At 64.7% G+C, this 16993-nt stretch carries 13 protein-coding genes; 9 read left to right on the plus strand and 4 right to left on the minus strand.

The features are described from left to right. Nucleotides 1-9: 9 nt before the first annotated feature. Genes infB through typA form a run of 4 tightly spaced genes read left to right on the plus strand, consistent with a single transcriptional unit; the run spans nt 10 to nt 6013 of the window. Entirely contained in the window at nt 10-2973 is a 2964-nt protein-coding gene (infB, locus tag ACV17W_RS21475) for a translation initiation factor IF-2 (protein ID WP_462594397.1), read from the plus strand. Between the two features lie 25 nt (nt 2974-2998). Continuing rightward, nucleotides 2999-3400, plus strand: a complete 402-nt coding sequence (gene rbfA, locus ACV17W_RS21480; protein ID WP_462594398.1) for a 30S ribosome-binding factor RbfA — start codon at nt 2999-3001, stop codon at nt 3398-3400. Nucleotides 3401-3443: 43 nt separating this feature from the next. Further along, nucleotides 3444-4196: a tRNA pseudouridine(55) synthase TruB gene (gene truB / locus ACV17W_RS21485; RefSeq protein ID WP_462594399.1), complete on the plus strand. Its 753-nt coding sequence runs from the start codon at nt 3444-3446 to the stop codon at nt 4194-4196. Further along, nucleotides 4193-6013 (plus strand): translational GTPase TypA, encoded by a 1821-nt coding sequence (gene typA / locus ACV17W_RS21490; protein ID WP_462594400.1) that lies wholly within the window; start codon nt 4193-4195, stop codon nt 6011-6013. Before truB ends, typA begins: the two co-directional genes overlap by 4 nt. A 57-nt stretch (nt 6014-6070) precedes the next feature. Here the strand turns inward: typA and ACV17W_RS21495 are convergent, their stop codons facing one another. After that, nucleotides 6071-6469: a tautomerase family protein gene (locus ACV17W_RS21495; RefSeq protein ID WP_462594401.1), complete on the minus strand. Its 399-nt coding sequence runs from the start codon at nt 6467-6469 to the stop codon at nt 6071-6073. Nucleotides 6470-6597: 128 nt separating this feature from the next. Here ACV17W_RS21495 and ACV17W_RS21500 point away from each other — a divergent pair, with 128 nt between their 5' ends. Further along, complete coding sequence (locus tag ACV17W_RS21500) at nt 6598-7458, plus strand: LysR family transcriptional regulator (protein WP_462594402.1); 861 nt, start codon at nt 6598-6600, stop codon at nt 7456-7458. Nucleotides 7459-7467: 9 nt separating this feature from the next. Here ACV17W_RS21500 and ACV17W_RS21505 read toward each other — a convergent pair whose 3' ends face one another. Next, nucleotides 7468-8145: an LOG family protein gene (locus tag ACV17W_RS21505; protein WP_462594403.1), complete on the minus strand. Its 678-nt coding sequence runs from the start codon at nt 8143-8145 to the stop codon at nt 7468-7470. On the opposite strand from ACV17W_RS21505, the gene polA reads away from it, so the two are divergent. The 3 genes from polA to ACV17W_RS21520 all read left to right on the plus strand — a co-directional run bounded on the left by polA (nt 8144) and on the right by ACV17W_RS21520 (nt 12624). Then, nucleotides 8144-10861: a DNA polymerase I gene (gene polA, locus ACV17W_RS21510; protein ID WP_462594404.1), complete on the plus strand. Its 2718-nt coding sequence runs from the start codon at nt 8144-8146 to the stop codon at nt 10859-10861. The genes ACV17W_RS21505 and polA overlap by 2 nt on opposite strands. A 67-nt stretch (nt 10862-10928) precedes the next feature. Beyond that, nucleotides 10929-11798 (plus strand): ZIP family metal transporter, encoded by an 870-nt coding sequence (locus ACV17W_RS21515; RefSeq protein WP_462594405.1) that lies wholly within the window; start codon nt 10929-10931, stop codon nt 11796-11798. Nucleotides 11799-11832: 34 nt separating this feature from the next. After that, on the plus strand, nt 11833-12624 hold the full coding sequence (locus ACV17W_RS21520) for a dienelactone hydrolase family protein (protein WP_462594406.1): 792 nt from the start codon (nt 11833-11835) through the stop codon (nt 12622-12624). Between the two features lie 24 nt (nt 12625-12648). Here the strand turns inward: ACV17W_RS21520 and ACV17W_RS21525 are convergent, their stop codons facing one another. Then, nucleotides 12649-14310 carry a Na/Pi cotransporter family protein gene (locus tag ACV17W_RS21525; protein WP_462594407.1) on the minus strand — a complete coding sequence of 554 codons (1662 nt, stop codon included), beginning with the start codon at nt 14308-14310 and terminating at the stop codon, nt 12649-12651. Nucleotides 14311-14470: 160 nt separating this feature from the next. Between ACV17W_RS21525 and ACV17W_RS21530 the strand changes: the two genes are divergently transcribed. Beyond that, nucleotides 14471-15862, plus strand: a complete 1392-nt coding sequence (locus ACV17W_RS21530; RefSeq protein ID WP_462594408.1) for an L-serine ammonia-lyase — start codon at nt 14471-14473, stop codon at nt 15860-15862. Nucleotides 15863-16005: 143 nt separating this feature from the next. Here ACV17W_RS21530 and lpxO read toward each other — a convergent pair whose 3' ends face one another. Continuing rightward, entirely contained in the window at nt 16006-16905 is a 900-nt protein-coding gene (gene lpxO, locus ACV17W_RS21535) for a lipid A hydroxylase LpxO (protein WP_462594409.1), read from the minus strand. Nucleotides 16906-16993: the final 88 nt, after the last annotated feature.

The raw sequence follows: 16993 nt of genomic DNA on the forward strand, positions 1-16993 counted from the left end.
GATAGCCTAATGTCGAGTAATACTGTCGCCCAGTTCGCTACCGAGCTGAAAATGCCAGCCAACGTGCTGCTCGAGCAGCTGCGTTCGGCCGGTGTTGACCTCAACTCGGTAGATGACGCGGTCACCGACAGCGACAAGGCGAAGCTGCTCGACTCGCTGCGCCGCGCCCATGGCGCGACCGAGGGCAAGAAGATCACCTTGACGCGTCGCCAGACCTCCGAAATCCGCCAGGCCGACGCCACCGGCCGGTCGCGCACCATTCAGGTCGAAGTGCGCAAGAAGCGTGTGTTCGTCAAGCGCGACCCATCCGAGCTTGCTCTCGAACAGGCGCGGGCCGATGCGGCCGCTCCCGAAGCGGACCCCGTGCCCGAGACGCCGGTGCCTGCCGAATCCGTATCCGCGCCGGTGTCAGCGCCGCCGCCTGCTGCCGACCCGCAGCCGGCACCCGAAGCCGCTGCCGCCGACACGCCGCCTCAGCAGCCGGCCGTCGAGCCGACTCCTGCCCCCGTGGCCCAGGCCGAGCCTGAGCCCCAACCTGAACCGGCAGCCCAGCCGGCAGAAGCCCCGGCCGAGCCGGCCCCGCCTGCCGTTGCAGAGCCCGCCGCCGAGCGCGAGGCCGACCCCGCCCCGCCGGAACCTGCTGTGCAAGCCGAAATCGAAACTGCCACCAAAACCACTGAACAGGCCGTCCCGGCCCAGGCCGAACCTGTCGCCGCCAAGCCCGAGCCCGCTGCGCCCGCCGCTCCCCGCTCCGGCCGCACCGCCGATGGCCGTCGCGCCGGGCCTCCGCCCAGCGCGGCTGCATCGGGGCCGGCGCTCGACGCCGCCGGACGCGAGCAGGCGCGCCGCGCCGCCGAGGCCGAAGCCGCCGCCTTGCGCGAGATGCTCAACCGTCCTCGCAAGGTGCTTCGTGCGCCCGAACCCGAGGCGCCCGCTGCGCCGCTGTCCGGTACGCTGCACAAGCCTGCCGGCAAGCCGGCCGCGCCGGGCGCAAAGAAAGACGCCAAGCCGGGCGTAACCGGTTCCAAGAAAACCATCAAGACCGCCGAAGTCGCCTCCACCTGGAGCGACGACGCCTCCCGCAAGAAGCCTGCTGACACCAAGTCCGGCGCTCCCAGCCGCGACGGTTGGCGCGCGGGCGGCAAGGGAGGCAAGGGTGGCCGCAACAGCCGCAACCAGCATGCTGATCGCCGGCACGAGCCCGCGCCGCAGGAATTCATCGCGCGCGAAGTGCATGTGCCCGAAACCATCAGCGTCGCCGACCTGGCGCACAAGATGTCGGTCAAGGCTGCCGAGGTCATCAAGCAGTTGATGAAGCTGGGCCAGATGGTCACCATCAACCAGGTGCTCGATCAGGAAACCGCCATGATCGTGGTGGAAGAGCTCGGTCACGTGGCCATTGCCGCCAAGCTCGACGATCCGGAAGCTTTCCTGGACGAAACCCCGGCTGCCGTCGAGGCCGAAGCCAAGCCGCGTGCTCCGGTCGTGACCGTCATGGGTCACGTCGACCACGGCAAGACGTCGCTGCTCGACTACATCCGTCGCGCCAAGGTCGCGTCTGGCGAGGCGGGTGGCATCACGCAGCACATCGGTGCCTATCACGTCGAAACCGAGCGCGGCATGGTCACGTTCCTCGACACCCCGGGCCACGAGGCGTTCACGGCCATGCGGGCGCGTGGCGCCAAGGCGACCGACATCGTCATTCTGGTGGTTGCCGCCGACGACGGCGTCATGCCCCAGACGCGCGAAGCCATCCACCATGCCAAGGCGGGCGGGGTGCCGTTGGTCGTGGCTGTCAACAAGATCGACAAGCCCGAAGCCAACCCCGACCGCGTCAAGCAGGAACTGGTGGCCGAAGAGGTCGTGCCTGAAGAGTACGGCGGCGATGTCCCGTTCGTGCCGGTGTCCGCGAAGACCGGTGCCGGCATCGACGATCTTCTCGAAAACGTCTTGCTGCAGGCCGAAATTCTGGAACTCACGGCTCCCGTCGAGGCTCCGGCCAAGGGGCTGGTCATCGAAGCGCGCCTCGACAAGGGCCGCGGCCCGGTGGCTACCATCCTGGTGCAGAGCGGCACGCTCAAGCGTGGCGACGTCGTGCTGGCGGGCGCAAGCTTCGGGCGCGTGCGCGCCATGGTCGACGAGAACGGCAAGCAGATTCAGGAAGCCGGTCCTTCGATACCGGTCGAGATCCAGGGCCTGACCGAGGTTCCGGCTGCCGGCGACGAACTCATGGCGCTGGCCGATGAGCGCAAGGCTCGCGAAATTGCGCTGTTCCGTCAGGGCAAGTTCCGCGATGTCAAGCTGGCACGCCAACAGGCCGCCAAGCTGGAGTCGATGTTCGACAACCTCGGCGAAGGCATGCAGACCTTGGCGCTCATCGTCAAGACCGACGTACAGGGTTCGCAGGAAGCGCTGGTGAATTCGCTCACCAAACTGTCTACCGACGAAGTGCGGGTGCAGGTCGTGCATGCCGCGGTCGGCGGCATTTCGGAAAGCGACATCAACCTGGCCATTGCCTCGAACGCCGTGGTCATAGGCTTCAATGTGCGCGCCGAGCAAAGCGCCAAGAAGCTGGCCGAGTCCAACGGCATCGATGTGCGCTACTACAACATCATCTACGACGCCGTTGATGAAGTGAAGGCAGCCATGTCGGGCATGTTGGCGCCCGAGAAGAAAGAAGAGATCATCGGCCTGGTCGAAGTGCGCGAGGTCTACACGATTTCGCGTATTGGCACCGTCGCAGGCTGCATGGTGCTCGACGGTGTGGTGCGCCGCGATTCCCAGGTTCGGTTGTTGCGCAACAATGTCGTGCACTGGACCGGCCATCTCGATTCGCTGCGCCGCTTCAAGGACGACGTCAAGGAAGTCAAGTCGGGCTTCGATTGCGGCCTGACGCTGCGTGGCAGCAATGACCTCCAGATGGGCGACCAGCTGGAAGTCTTCGAAATCAAGGAGATCGCCCGCACCCTCTAAGGGTGGGGCGTATCCCGGATCTTCCATGAGTCGTCATAAGTCCAAAGCCATACCAGGCCGCAATCTGCGGTTGGCCGACCAGATCCAGAAGGATCTGGCCGGCCTCATCCAGCGCGAATTCGACGTATCGCGGGCGGGGTTGATCACCTTGTCCGGTGTCGAGCTGTCGGCCGATTACGCCCACGCCAAGGTGTACTTCACCGTGTTGGGCGCCGAACCCGACGCTGCCGGCGCATTGCTCAACGAAAAGGCAGGCTGGCTGCATTCCCAGCTCTACAAACTGCTGCATATCCACACAGTGCCCACGCTGCGCTTCGTACACGACGCCCAGATCGCGCGCGGCATCGAAATGTCGGCTCTCATCGACCGAGCCAATCGCTCCGGCCCGACCCCGCACGAGCCCGACGAACCCGAAGACCAGCGCTGACCGGCTGTCGTCGCTGCTACAATTTTTTTTCCCGGATTAGACGATGGCCAAACGACGCGGGCTCGCGCTCGACGGTGTCCTGTTGCTTGACAAGCCCGTAGGGCTGTCCAGTAACCATGCCTTGCAACGCGCGCGCCGTGCCATGGACGCCGCCAAAGCAGGGCATACGGGTACACTAGATCCGTTTGCGACCGGCCTGCTGGTATGTTGCATGGGGCGCGCCACCAAAATCTCCGGCGCCATGCTCAATGCCGACAAGACCTACCGTGCCACCCTGCAGTTCGGCGAGGAAACCGACTCGGGCGACCTCACCGGGCACGTGGTAGCGCGGGCCACCGACGGCTACAGCGTTACAGAAGCCGCGCTGCGCGACGTGCTGACACGTTTCCAAGGCACCATCGAGCAGGTGCCGCCCATGTATTCGGCGCTCAAGCGCGATGGCAAGCCTTTGTATGAGTACGCGCGCCAGGGCATCGAACTGGAGCGCCCGCCTCGACAGGTCACGCTGTATCGCATCGAGCTGTTGTCGCTGGAAGGCAATCGGGCCGAGATCGATGTGGCCTGCAGCAAGGGCACCTATATACGCACCCTTGCCCAGGACATCGGGCGGGCGCTGGGCTGCTATGCCCACCTGGCGGCGCTGCGGCGCACGCACGTCGGGCCGTTTTCGCTGGACCGCGCCGTCACGCTCGAGGCCTTGCAAGCCATGACAGACCCCAAGCAGGCTTTGCTTGCCATGACCGAACTGCCGGAGGGCTTGCTGCCCCCCAAACAGACCTTAAAGGACCCGCTATGACCCGCGCCCTGCGCAACGTCGCCATCATCGCTCACGTCGACCACGGAAAAACCACCCTGGTCGACCAGTTGCTGCGCCAATCCGGTACTTTCCGCGAGAACCAGGCGCTCACCGAACGGGTCATGGACTCGAACGACCTCGAGAAAGAACGCGGCATCACCATTCTTGCCAAGAACTGTGCCGTGGAATACCAAGGCACGCACATCAACATCGTCGACACCCCGGGCCACGCCGATTTCGGCGGCGAAGTCGAACGCGTGCTGTCCATGGTCGACGGTGTGCTGCTGCTGGTGGATGCCGTCGAAGGCCCCATGCCGCAAACGATTTTCGTCACCCGCAAGGCGCTGGCACTGGGCCTGAAGCCCATCGTGGTGGTCAACAAGGTCGACCGGCCGGGCGCCCGGCCCGATTTCGTCATCAACGCGACCTTCGACTTGTTCGACAAGCTGGGCGCCACCGAAGAGCAGCTCGACTTTCCGGTGGTGTACGCCTCCGGCCTGTCAGGATATGCCGGCCTCACGGCGGATGTGCGCGAGGGCGATATGCGCCCCCTGTTCGAGGCAATCATCCAGCACGTGCCGCAACGCGACGACGATCCGGATGGCCCGCTGCAGATGCAGATCATCTCGCTCGATTACAACAGCTATGTGGGCAAGATCGGCGTAGGGCGCATCAATCGCGGCCGCATCCGTCCCGGCATGGACGTGGCTTACCAATTCGGGCCGGAAGGCGCGTCGGGCAAGGGCCGTATCAACCAGGTGCTGACCTTCAAGGGCCTGGAGCGTGAGGTCGTTGCCGAAGCCGAAGCCGGCGATATCGTACTGATCAACGGCATCGAGGAAATCGGCATCGGGTGCACCGTCATGGACGCTTCCAAGCCCGAGCCGTTGCCCATGTTGCGCATCGACGAGCCCACGCTCACCATGAACTTCATGGTGAACACGTCGCCCCTGGCGGGCCGCGAAGGCAAATTCGTCACCAGCCGCCAGTTGCGCGACCGCCTCGAGCGCGAGTTGAAGTCCAACGTTGCGCTGCGTGTGCGCGACACCGGCGACGATACCGTGTTCGAAGTGTCAGGCCGTGGTGAACTGCACCTGACCATCCTGCTGGAAACCATGCGTCGCGAAGGCTACGAGCTGGCGGTATCGCGCCCGCGCGTGGTGTTCAAGGAAATCGACGGCGTCAAGTGCGAGCCTTTCGAGGCCTTGACGATCGACGTCGAAGACGCGCACCAGGGTGGCGTCATGGAAGAGCTGGGCCGGCGCAAAGGCGATCTGCAGGACATGCAGCCCGATGGCCGTGGTCGCACCCGGCTCGAGTACCTGATTCCCGCTCGTGGTCTCATCGGGTTCCAGAACGAGTTCCTCACGCTTACGCGCGGTACGGGCCTCATGAGCCACATCTTCCATGAATATGCGCCCATGCGCGAGGGTTCGATCGGCGAACGCCGCAACGGCGTGCTGATCAGCCAGGACAACGGCGATGCCGTGGCCTACGCGCTCTGGAAACTGCAGGATCGCGGCCGCATGTTCGTCAGCCCCGGCGAGGCCTTGTACGAAGGCATGATCATCGGCATACACAGCCGCGACAACGACCTCGTCGTCAACCCCATCAAGGGCAAGCAGCTGACCAACGTGCGCGCCTCGGGCACCGACGAGGCCGTGCGTCTGGTTCCGCCGATTCAGCTGTCGCTCGAGTACGCGGTCGAGTTCATCGACGACGACGAACTGGTTGAAATTACGCCCAAGTCGATCCGCCTGCGCAAGCGCCATCTGCAAGAGCACGAACGCCGCCGCGCGTCGCGCGAAAACGCCTGAACAGCCGACGTACCGGCTTGAAGGCAACTGGCGGCGCCCATGGGGCGCCGCTTTTTTTTAACGCACCGTGCGCTGGTAGCGAAATTCCTGGGTCGCACCCCCGTATCCGTATGCCGAAGCGCGTGCGTCGATGACGTGCACGTACGAACATTCGTGCAGATTCCCCAACAGTTGTTCGAACGCTGCGTGGATGGCCGCGATATACCGTGCTTTCTCCTGCTTGGTATTGGTTTCGTCGGTCACGCTGATGTCCAGGTGAAAGGCGCTGTGGCCAGTCTCGGCGAGGCTCCGCCCGGCAATGAACCATTGCTCTGGGGCAATGTACAGCAGGGTGACGGCGGTGACGGCAGGGTCCTTGCCCAGGATCGACTGGGTGAGAGCGGTCACTTGTTCGACGGCGCGGCGGCTCGTGGCAGCCTCCGGCTGGCCTGATAGATGGATCACGATATGGGGCATGAGGGGCTCCGGGGGGCTCGGTTCAAGGGCGGCCGACATTCGACCGTGAAGCCAGTCTAACGATGCTTTTGACATCTGAAAAACGGGAATTTATGATCGAATCCATCGGATAAACCGTTGGATAGAACATGTCTGGCTTCGATCTTGGTCAGTTGCGTACGTTTGCAGCGGTGCTCGATGCGGGTAGCCTCACGGCAGCGGCTCCGCTGGTGCACCTGTCGCAGTCCGCTGTCAGCGAACAGATACGCAAGCTCGAGCAGCGGGCCGGACAGGCATTGCTGGTGCGGGGTAAGGCCGGTGTGCGCGCCACGCCCGCGGGATTACGGCTGCAGGCGCATGCCGCCCGCATTCTTGCGATGGCCGATGAAGCATTGCGCGATATTCGCGGCGTGCCGCTCGATGGCGATCTGCGGCTGGCGCTGACCGATTACTTCCGGCCTCGCGACATTGCAGGCCTGTTGCGCCGCCTGAACCAGCAGTATCCGCAGGTGAGGCTGCATGTTGCCATGATGAAAAGCGGCGAAGTGCAGGCGGCCTGCGCGCGCGGCGAGTACGACCTCGGCCTGACCATGCACGTGCGCGGCCGCGGAGCACCGCGAGAGCCGGGCAAGGTGCTGCGGCGCGAGCCCCTTTGCTGGATGGCCGCTCCAGGCATGCGGCTCGATCGCGCCGCTCCGGTGCCCTTGCTGGTGCTGCCCGAATCATGCGCGTTGCGCCAGTTCACCGAACAGGTGTTGGCACGGCGCGCCCGTCCGCACGTCGTCGCCCACGTGGCCTCGGGGGTGGCGGGCTTGCAACTGGCTTTGGCGGCCGGTCTGGGGGTGGCCTGCCTGAACGAATCAGCGCTGGGTCCCGGCGTCGAACGGATCAGCGGCGCCGGTCTGCCTTCGCTGCCCCAAGCCAGTTTCTGCCTTCTGCCGGCACGTGCGGGCGAAACCCCTTTCGTGTCCCGCGCGCGCGAGGCGTTGGCCCAGGCCCTGGCCGCCTGATGGGCGGCGTCAGGCCGGCAGGGTGGGGGGGTAGTCGGCCATCTGCCACCGTTTGTGAAAGTCCACCACTCTGCGGACCACCTTGTGTGGATCATCTTCGATGGTGAACAGCTCCAGGTCGTGGGCCGCGATCATGCCGTTGGGCAGCATCTGGTCGGCCAGCCAGTCGACCAGGCCGTGCCAGTACTCGCTGCCCACCAGAATGACCGGAGCGGGCGGCACCTTGCCGGTCTGGATCAGGGTCAGGGCCTCGAAAAGCTCGTCCATGGTGCCGAAGCCGCCCGGCAGCGCCACATAGGCAAAGCTGTGCATGAAGAACGTCGCCTTGCGCGAATAAAAGTACTCGAAAGACAGGCTGATGGTCTGGTATTCGTTGTTGTGCGCCTCGTGCGGCAGGCTGATGTTCAGACCCACGCTGGTGCCTCCCGCTTCGAAGGCTCCCTTGTTGGCGGCTTCCATGATGCCGGGGCCGCCGCCGGCGATCACGGCAAAGCCTGCTTCGGCGAGGTCCCTTGAAATGGCCACGCAGGTTTCATAATGCGGCGAATCGCGGCTGACGCGCGCGCTCCCGAACACGCTGACGGCGGGGCCGATGTCGGCCAGTTTTTCTGCCGCCGTCTCTATCTCTGACATAATCACCGGTATTTGCTTGCCGGCGGGCGTTTCTAGTTCTGCCTTTGTAACCATGAATAAAACCTTATTGCTGGTAGACGGTTCGAGCTACTTGTACCGCGCATTTCACGCTATGCCTGATCTGCGCAATTCGCAAGGCGAACCGACGGGGGCGCTCTATGGCGTCGTCAATATGCTGCGCAAGCTGGTCTCGGATCATAAAGCCGACTACGCCGCCTGTATTTTCGACGCGCGTGGCAAGACTTTCCGCGACGATCTGTTTTCCGACTATAAATCCCATCGTCCTCCCATGCCCGAAGACCTGGCCGCACAGGTCGATCCGATTCACCAGGCCGTGCGCGCGCTGGGATGGCCGGTGCTGGCCATCGAAGGCGTCGAGGCCGACGACATCATCGGCACGCTGGCGCACCAGGCCGCCAGCCAGGGCATCCACACCATTGTCTCCACGGGAGACAAAGACCTGGCGCAACTGGTCAATCCCCACGTCACCCTGGTCAACACCATGAGCGGCGAGGTTCTCGACGTACCGGGTGTCGAGCGCAAGTTCGGCGTGCCCCCGGAGCGCATCGTCGATTACCTGATGCTGGTGGGCGACACCGTCGACAACGTGCCCGGGGTTACCAAAGTGGGTCCCAAGACGGCCGTCAAATGGCTTTCCGAATTCGGCACCATCGATGCCCTGATCGCGCAGGCAGAAACGATCAAGGGCGTAGCAGGTAGCAACCTGCGTGCCGCGATCGGCCAGTTTCCGTTGACGCGGCAGTTGCTTACGGTGAAGTGCGATTGCGACCTCACCGGACACCTCAGCAGCGTCGCCGAGCTGGCGCCGCGCCAGCCCGACGTCGATACCCTGCAGGCGCTTTACGAGCGCTACGGATTTCGCACCTGGCTGCGTGAACTCACGGGTGACGCCCAGCGCGTCCCTCAGGGTGATGCCCGGGTCATCGCCGAGGCACCCGCCGCGCCGGCCGAACTGCGCTATCAGATCATCGCTACCTGGCCCGCCTTCGACGAATGGATGGCGCAAGTGGCCGAGGCTGAGCTGGTGGCCGTCGATACCGAAACCACCTCGCTCGATGAAATGCAGGCCAGCCTGGTCGGTATTTCGATGGCGGTGGCGCCCGGTGTGGCGTGTTATATCCCTGTCGCGCACCGCGGCCCCGACAGTGCCGAACAGCTGCCCAAGCAGGCTGTGCTCGAGCGCCTGCGCGCCTGGCTGCAGGACCCCGCGCGGGCCAAGCTGCTGCACCACGCCAAGTACGATGCCCATGTGTTCGCCAACGAGGGTATCGCGCTGGCGGGTATCGTCGAAGACACGATGCTGCAGGCCTATGTGCTGGAATCGCATCGCGGCGTGGGCCTCAACGACCTGGCCCAGCGCTACCTGGGCCGGGCCGGCATCAGCTATGAAGAGCTGTGCGGCAAGGGGGCCAAGCAGATCTGCTTTGACGAGGTCGCCGTCGACCGGGCCGGCCACTATGCCTGCGAAGATGCCGATTTCACTTTGCAGTTGCATCATGCCTTGCGCCCACGGGTGGCAGCTGACGCCGGGCTCGAGCGTATCTACCAGCTCGAGATCCAGGTCTCGCGGGTGCTAACCATCATCGAGCGTAACGGCGTCAAGGTCGATGCAGCGGAACTGGGCCGCCAGAGCCACCGGCTGGGCCAGGAAATGCTCACGCTCGAGCAGCGCGCCTACGAGCTGGCCGGCCAGCCTTTCAACCTGAACTCCCCCAAGCAACTTGGCGAGATTCTGTTCGGCCGCATGCAACTGCCGGTGGTGCGCAAAACCGCTGGCGGCGCCCCTTCGACCGACGAAGAAGTGCTGTCCAAGCTGGCGCAGGACTACCCGCTGCCACAGGTGCTGCTTGAATACCGTGGCCTGTCCAAGCTGAAGTCCACCTATACCGACAAGCTGCCGCGCATGATAAATGCGCGAACGGGCCGCGTGCACACGCACTACTCGCAGGCCGCCGTCATCACCGGCCGCCTGGCCTCGTCCGAGCCCAATCTGCAGAACATCCCGGTACGCACCGAAGCCGGGCGAAGGGTGCGCGAGGCTTTCGTTCCCGAGCGCGGCGTGCTGGTGTCGGCCGATTATTCGCAGATCGAGTTGCGCATCATGGCGCATGTATCCGACGACGAAAATCTGCAGCGGGCGTTCGCTGCCGGTGAAGACATCCACCGCGCCACCGCCTCGGAAATCTTCGGCGTGGCGCTGACCGACGTCGCTGCCGAACAGCGTCGCGCCGCCAAGGCAATCAATTTCGGACTCATCTACGGCATGGGGGTGTTTGGCCTGGCGTCCAACCTCGGCATTACCCGCGACGCCGCCCAGGCTTATATCGACCGGTATTTCGCCCGTTATCCCGGCGTGGCGCAGTACATGGAGCAAACCCGCCAGCTGGCGCGCCAGCAAGGGTACGTCGAAACGGTTTTCGGTCGCCGGCTGCAGCTGCCCGACATTCGGGCCGCGTCCGGGCCACGCCGCCAGGGCGCGGAACGCGCAGCCATCAATGCGCCGATGCAGGGAACCGCCGCCGACCTGATCAAAATGGCCATGATCGCCGTCCAGGACTGGCTGGATTCTGGCGGCTACGCCACTCGCATGATTATGCAGGTTCACGACGAACTCGTGCTCGAAGTTCCCGACGAAGAGGTCGAGACTGTCAGGGCGCGCCTGCCGGAACTGATGTGCGGGGTGGCCCAGCTCAGAGTGCCCCTGGTCGCCGAGGTCGGGGTCGGTCCGAACTGGGAACGCGCGCACTGAAAAAGGGTGGGGCGACAGACTGAAATGATATAATATATCTTCTTCGTATTCACCCGCCCCTCCTTCCATGTTGCTCACCTGGATCTTGCTGGCCACCATGGCCGGCGGCTTTATCGCCGTGGCGATCGCCAGCTGGCTGGCTTATCGCGTCTTCAGCAAGTACCTGCACCACATGGTGAGCCTGTCTGTGGGCGTGCTGCTGTCCGTGGCGCTGCTGCACCTGCTGCCCGAGGCCTTCGAAAGCGCTACCGCGGACCCCCACACCCTGTTCGCCCTGATGTTGGCCGGATTGCTCGGATTTTTCGTGCTCGAGAAAATCGCTTTGCTGCGCCACAGCCATCACCATGAGGGCGATGGCCATCACCATCACAAAGGCCACGACCGCCATGTAGCGGGCCGAGGCGGGGTGCTGATCCTGGTGGGCAGTTCCTTGCACAACCTGTGCGATGGAGTGCTGGTGGCCGCCGCCTTCTTGGCGGACCCGGTGCTTGGCCTGCTTACCGCCGCGTCCATCATCGTGCACGAGGTTCCACACAAGCTCGGTGATTTCGTCGTGCTCATCAACGCGGGTCTGCCGCGCCGTCGCGCGTTCATGCTGATCCTGGTCACCAGCCTGTGCACTGCGCTGGGTGGCCTGGTCGGCTACTTCGTGCTGCAGCAGGCGCAGCAATGGGTGCCGTACGTGCTGGTGATTGCCGCCAGCAGCTTCCTGTATATCTCCGTGGCCGACCTCATCCCCCAGATGCACGAGCGTGGCTCGCTGCCCGAGGCAGTGCCCCAGTTGCTGCTGGTCGGCGTCGGGGTTATCGTCATCTATGGCGTCACATCATTTCTGCATCATGGGCAAGGCCACAGCCACGAATCCGATCTCGTGCACGGGCACACCCCGCACGGTGTGACGGCCCCCGCAGGCCATTCGGCCGTTCATACGCATTAGGGCCCGTTCGCGGGCCCCAGTACAGGAGTCCGCCATGAGTTTTGCCCCCGCAGCCGGTCTGCCCGCCGATACGACCATACGTACCGATACCCAAGATCTGGTCCACGGCGATTTCGACTTGCCTGTGCATGACGGCACCATAGCGGCCTACTACGCCGCGCCCCAGGGCAAATCGGGCGCGCCGGTCGTGCTGGTGGTGCAGGAAATCTTCGGGGTGCACGAACACATCAAGGATATCTGCCGTCGTCTGGCCAAGGCGGGTTATCTGGCCGTCGCGCCAGAGCTCTACCAGCGGCAGGGCGACCCTTCCACCTACACCGATGTGCCCAAGCTCATCCAGGACATCGTGGCAAAGGTGCCTGACGAGCAGGTGTATGCCGATCTCGATGCCTGCCTGGCGTGGGCGGCGCAACAGGGAGCCGACACCACGCGTGCCGGAGTCACGGGTTTCTGCTGGGGCGGGCGCCTCACGTGGATGTACGCTGCCCACAACCCCGGGATCAAGGCAGCGGTCGCCTGGTACGGGAAGCTCAGCACCGGCCACGGGCCCCTCATCAAGAAAGTCGTGCTCGACGTGGCGGCCGACAGCCATGCGCCGGTACTGAGTCTGTTCGGCGGTAAAGACGCCAGCATTCCCCTTGAAGACGTCGAGGCGTTGAAGAGCCGGCTGGCGCAGGGCAACGATGCCGCGCGGGAGTCCGAAGTGGTCGTCTATCCCGAAGCAGGGCACGGGTTTCTGGCCGACTATCGGCCCATGTACCGTGAGTCTGATGCCCGCGATGGCTGGCAACGCATGCTCGACTGGTTCCAGCGTTATCTAAGTTGAACCCGCGCGCGCGGCGCCGAGCGCTCAGTTTGCGGCTTCCCGCAGGCGGCTGGGCAGCAGTTCGCCATGGCGCGCCAGCAGCGGATACGCCGACGCGCCCACCAGGTGCGAATTGATGCCCTTCATGTCCCGCACAATGTCGAGATACAGGGCGCCGACCTCGGCGGCGTCCACTTCGCCCGCCTTGATCTTCTGAAGATGAAGCTCGGCCTCGCGCGCCTCGAATTCGCGGAACCGGGCTTTCTCGCCGGCCAGCTCGCGGGCCTGTGGCAGGTTGTCATTGACGAACAGCGCCGCCGCCGCGCGCTGGCTGGCGATCAGGCGCCCCAGGGTCTTGTCGACCTGCTGCTGCTGCTCGGGCGGCAGATGCCAGCCCTGCTTGCGCAGCCGGCCCACATGGTTGAGCAGGCCGTGGTATGCGATATCGGCGGCATGGCCAATGTTGCTCGCAAACGCCAGGATGTCGTCGAGCCGTTGCACATCGGCACGGGTCATGTTTTCGCGATCGAGCAGCGCCAGGTAGGTGGTGATGGCGGTTTCGATTTTATCGACCGCATTATCGAGCTGGCGCGCCTGCACCATGCGATGGCGGTTGTCGCGCTTGAAGCCGGCACGGGCGTACAAGAGCAGCGTCTGCAGCATATCTGCCATTCGCAGCGCCTCACGAGCCGCATTGCCCAGTGCAACGGCCGGCACGTCGCGAGCGGCCTCGTCCAGGTATTGCGGGCGCGCCGGATCATTGGGATCGGTTCTCCGCGGCAACCAGCGGGTCAGCAGCGCTGCGTACGGCGTCAGCACCGGCAGGAACACCAGGGCGATGGCTGCATTGAACACGGTATGGAAGTTCGCGACCTCGCGTGCGCTGTCTCCCCCCAGCACGGCCATCCAGGCAGGCAGCCAGGGCAATAGCAGCAGCCCGGCCAGCACGCCTGCAACCCGCGTCAGCAGATTACCCAGCGGCAGGCGGCGGGCAGCCGGGTCGTCGCCCGTGACGCCCTCTATCATGGGGTTCACCGCCGTCCCCAGGTTGGCACCCAGCACCAGTGCGAAGGCGAGCGCAGGCGTCACCAGTTGGTGGTCGGCCAGGGACATCACCAGTACCACCACCGCTACGCTCGAGTGCGCGGCCCAGGTCAGGACGGCAGCCAGCAGCACTGCCGCCACCGGTTGGGTCGCCAGCGCGTCCAGAACCACGGCCAATAGCGGCGCGCCCTGCAGCGGCGCGAACAACGACACGAGCTGATGCAGGGCAAGCAGCAGCAGGCCCAGACCGATGAATACCCGGCCCAGATCGCGGGGACGGCCGGGCGGATTGCGACGGAACATCCACACCCCGACCAGGATCAGGGCCGGCGCCAGCGAGGTCAGGTCGAACGACAATACCTGCACGATCAGCGTCGTGCCGACGTTGGCCCCCAGCATTGCCGCCAGCGCGGGGGCCAGCGCCACCACCCCGCCAGCGGCGAAACCCGTGATCATCAGGCCCGTGGCCGTACTGCTCTGCAGGGCGGCGGTGATGCCCAATCCCGTGCCGAATGCCCGCAGCCGGGTTCCCAGGGCTCGGCCCAGAGCGGCTCCCAGCGCAGCCCCGAACGCCCGCTGCACGCCGGTCTGCACCATGTGCACGCCCCACAGCAACAGAGCAACATAACCGGCGAAATTGATCAGTGGAAGAAGTCCCGACATGGTGGCCTGGTCGCTTCATATCAGCCGGCGGCGCCGGCGCAAGTAGAATGACACATCGATATAGAGTAATCATCGCACGGGCGGCGCAGTGCAAGGAAATGAACCCGCTGCACTGCCGCCCCTGCGCACGATCCTGACAGTCCTTGCCTGGGGGGCAGCCGTGGCGGTATCTGCTTTCGATCTCTTCAAAATCGGCATAGGGCCGTCCAGCTCGCACACCGTCGGCCCCATGCGCGCAGCCTTGCTGTTCGCGCACGGGCTGCAGAACGACGGCCTCCTGCCCAGGGTGGCCAACTTGCGGGTCGAGCTCTATGGCTCCCTGGGAGCCACGGGCAAGGGGCATGGAACCGACAAGGGGGTGATGCTCGGGCTGATGGGGCAGGCGCCTGACACGGTCGACCCCTCGGCCATCGCCGGCCTGCTGGAAAAGGTGCGAGCTCGCAAGATCCTGCCTGTGCTGGGGCGATTCGATGTACCGTTCGTCGAGAAAGACCACCTGCTGTTCTATCGGCGCGAAGCCATGGCTGAACATCCCAACGGCATGAAATTCCATGCCTACGATGGCGCGGGCGTCAGCCTTCGCGAATCGCGCTATCTGTCGGTGGGGGGCGGCTTCGTCGTCACTGCGGGCGCGCCCAATTCCCAGGTGATTGCCGCGCATGACCAGCTGCCTTACGCTTTCCGCACCGGACGCGAGCTGCTGGACATGTGCCGGGACCACGGTCTCACCGTGGCTCAGCTGATGCTGCGCAATGAATTGACGTGGCGCAGCCAAGCTGAGGTCGACGCCTCGCTCGACCGCATCTGGCAGGTGATGCAGGACTGCGTCAGCCGAGGCTGCGGCATCGACTACCCCGAGGCCGACGGTGAACTGCCCGGCCCACTCAAGGTCCGACGGCGAGCGCCCGAGTTATACCGCAGCTTGACCCAGCGCGCCGAGCGCACGCTCTCCGACCCCTTGTCCGTCATGGATTGGGTCAATCTTTACGCCATGGCGGTCAATGAAGAAAATGCCGCGGGCGGGCGGGTCGTGACGGCGCCCACCAACGGCGCTGCCGGCATCATTCCAGCCGTGCTGCACTATTACGACCGCTTCGTGCCGGCCGCCAACCCCCAGGGCGTGCGCGATTTCCTGCTCACGGCCGCCGCCATCGGTCTGCTGTACAAGTACAACGCCTCGTTGTCCGGCGCCGAAGTGGGCTGCCAGGGCGAAGTAGGTGTCGCCTGTTCCATGGCCGCCGGCGCGCTCGCCGCCGTGCTCGGCGGCACCGTGGCACAAGTCGAGAACGCTGCCGAGATCGGCATGGAGCACAATCTGGGCCTGACCTGTGACCCGGTGGGGGGGCTGGTGCAGATCCCGTGCATCGAACGCAATGCCATGGCGTCGGTGAAGGCCGTCAACGCAGCCCGCATGGCCTTGCGCGGCGACGGCCACCATTACGTATCGCTCGACTCGGTCATCAAGACCATGCGCGAGACTGGCGCCGATATGAAAACCAAGTACAAGGAAACCGCGCGCGGCGGCCTGGCGGTGAATATCGTCGAGTGCTGAATCGGCAGGCCGTCTCGGGCGACTGCGGCGTGCGGCTGCCTGCCGATTCTGCGGAGCTGGTCGTCTTGTCGGGCAGCGTCAAGCCGGAAGGAGGCCGGCACGGCGGCCGGCCATCGGGCTTCAGGGCGCAGATCCCTGGTGGCCTACCAGGCCAGGAAGGCCAAGACCAGCAGCAGCAGCAACGCCCATTTCGTCACCTTGTACACGGTGCGATTCCAGGCCTTGAACTGCTTGCGCTTCTGGTCAATGACCCAGTGCGCGTGCGTGAGCTTGTTGATCGCGCCAGTCTGATCGCCGCTGTCGTTGGGGGAGCTGGCGGCCGACATGACCACTCGCCCGAACCAGCGGTTGAAGGCTTCGGCCCAATGCCATTTCAGGGGGCGTTCGACGTCGCAGAACAGGATGATGCGGTTCGCATCGGTGTGGTTGTAGGCCTCATGCACGTAGGTCTCGTCGAACACCACACTTTCCCCGTCGCGCCAGCTGTACGTTTCGCCGTCCACGATAATGTGGCAGGCATCATGGTTGGGGGTGACCAGCCCCAGGTGGTAGCGCAGCGATCCGGCAAATGGGTCGCGGTGACGGTTCAGCTTGCCGCCGGGCGGCAACTCGGCAAACATGGCCGCCTTCACCTTGGGCAGGCTTTTCAGCAGGGCCACGGTGCGCGGGCACAGCTCTTCCGCGGACGGGTGGCGCGCGTCATACCACTTCAGGTAGAAGCGCTTCCAGCCATACTTGAAGAACGAGTTGAAACCGATGTCGTCGTGCCGCTCTGCCGCCTTGATGCGCCGGAGCTCGGCCATTTTCATGGCTTCCTCGCGGATGACCTCCCAGTTGTCGTCCAGTACCTGGAGCTCGGGAATTTCCCGCGCGGGCAGATAGGGCGTGGTGGGAACGCGGGAGCACAGCACCATGAACGCGTTCACCGGCGCCAGCAGCACCGATTGGTCCAGCAACTGTCGTGACAGCCGCAGCCTCACGCGGCCGCGGAAGTGGGCGAACAATATCGAGGCCAGCCAGAGGCCCAGTATCAGCCATTTCATGGGAACGCATTCGTCCGCCGGGGGACGGATTCCGTGTAAAACCATATTGTCACATAGCTCGCCCCACCGTGCCCCGGCCTCGCCGAAA

The organism is Bordetella sp. MIP270_01_BMS, from assembly GCF_054958705.1.

Coding starts and splice junctions, on each gene's coding strand:
- infB (WP_462594397.1), top strand. CDS start 10: ATGTCGAGTAATACTGTCGCCCAGTTCGCTACCGAGCTGAAAATGCCA.
- rbfA (WP_462594398.1), top strand. CDS start 2,999: ATGAGTCGTCATAAGTCCAAAGCCATACCAGGCCGCAATCTGCGGTTG.
- truB (WP_462594399.1), top strand. CDS start 3,444: ATGGCCAAACGACGCGGGCTCGCGCTCGACGGTGTCCTGTTGCTTGAC.
- typA (WP_462594400.1), top strand. CDS start 4,193: ATGACCCGCGCCCTGCGCAACGTCGCCATCATCGCTCACGTCGACCAC.
- ACV17W_RS21495 (WP_462594401.1), bottom strand. CDS start 6,469: ATGCCCCATATCGTGATCCATCTATCAGGCCAGCCGGAGGCTGCCACG.
- ACV17W_RS21500 (WP_462594402.1), top strand. CDS start 6,598: ATGTCTGGCTTCGATCTTGGTCAGTTGCGTACGTTTGCAGCGGTGCTC.
- polA (WP_462594404.1), top strand. CDS start 8,144: ATGAATAAAACCTTATTGCTGGTAGACGGTTCGAGCTACTTGTACCGC.
- ACV17W_RS21505 (WP_462594403.1), bottom strand. CDS start 8,145: ATGGTTACAAAGGCAGAACTAGAAACGCCCGCCGGCAAGCAAATACCG.
- ACV17W_RS21515 (WP_462594405.1), top strand. CDS start 10,929: ATGTTGCTCACCTGGATCTTGCTGGCCACCATGGCCGGCGGCTTTATC.
- ACV17W_RS21520 (WP_462594406.1), top strand. CDS start 11,833: ATGAGTTTTGCCCCCGCAGCCGGTCTGCCCGCCGATACGACCATACGT.
- ACV17W_RS21525 (WP_462594407.1), bottom strand. CDS start 14,310: ATGTCGGGACTTCTTCCACTGATCAATTTCGCCGGTTATGTTGCTCTG.
- lpxO (WP_462594409.1), bottom strand. CDS start 16,905: ATGAAATGGCTGATACTGGGCCTCTGGCTGGCCTCGATATTGTTCGCC.